This is a genomic window from Sporofaciens sp. SGI.106 (assembly GCF_050314255.1).
Classification (GTDB): Bacteria; Bacillota; Clostridia; order Lachnospirales; family Lachnospiraceae; genus Claveliimonas.
Map to the genome: position 1 here is coordinate 1 of NZ_JBNPMZ010000053.1, position 1,107 is coordinate 1,107.

The 1,107-nt window shown below is 48.1% G+C and carries 1 protein-coding gene; it reads right to left on the bottom strand.

Annotated features, from left to right (window positions below):
• On the bottom strand, positions 1–996 hold the full coding sequence (locus ACQRCC_RS15515) for a dihydroxyacetone kinase subunit DhaK (protein WP_427851648.1): 996 nt from the start codon (positions 994–996) through the stop codon (positions 1–3).
• Positions 997–1,107: the final 111 nt, after the last annotated feature.

A 1,107-nucleotide genomic window follows, 5' to 3' on the forward strand; every position in this document is an offset into this window, starting at 1 on the left:
TTAGAACTGCTTCAGTCCCATACTTTCTGCCGGCATATCAATTAATTCCTTCAGCTCATCATCCAGCTTCATAATAGTGAGTGTTGCTCCCATCATTTCCAGTGATGTAAAGTAGTTTCCTACATATGCCTTATGAGTCTTGATTCCTTTCTCTGTAAGAAGTCTGTCAATCTCATCATATAATACATAGAGTTCCATCACCGGTGTTGCTCCCAGTCCGGATACAAGTACAACTACTTCATCACCCTCTACGAACGGATAATCCGGCACGACTACATCCACCATTCTCTTTGCCATCTTGTCTGCTGTCTCCAGCTCACATACCTCGATTCCCGGCTCTCCGTGATGGCCGATTCCCACTTCCATGGTTCCGTCCTTGATCTCGAAGTTCGGATGTCCCACTGCAGGAAGTGTACATGGTGTCAGACCGATTCCTACAGAACGGGTATTGTCAATGGCTTTCTGTGCTGCTGCGATAACCTCATCCAGGTCTCCGCCCTTTGCTGCCTTTGCTCCGCCGACTTTCCACATCAGGACCTCTCCTGCCACGCCGCGGCGTTTCTCTCTCTGATCCTTCGGTGCAGATGCCACATCATCATTTGCCACTACTGTCTTTACAGTGATTCCTGCCTTCTTTGCCATCTTCACTGCCATCTTTACATTCATGTTATCTCCGGAATAATTTCCGTACAGGCATGCAACACCTTTTCCCTGATCTGCAACCTTGGCTGCATCCATGAATGCCGCTGCTGTCGGGGAGGAGCAGATCTCTCCTACCGCTACTGCATCACACAGGTTCTTTCCGCAGTATCCTACGAATGCCGGTTTGTGACCGGAACCGCCTCCTGTGATTACTCCGACCTTTCCTTCCGGAATGTCTTTTGCTTTCACGACACGCGGATTTTCTGTTGCTTCTACAATATCACTATGTGCTTTTAAGAAACCTTTGAGCATCTCATCTACGATGTTATCCGGGTTATTCAATATACGCTGCATACTTTTCTCCTCCTATGCTTCCATATCCGGTACCAGAACTACCTTCAGTGCTCCGCCCTCGCCTGTCTTTGCGATGTGGAAGCCTTCTTCCCATTTCTCTAACGGGAATTT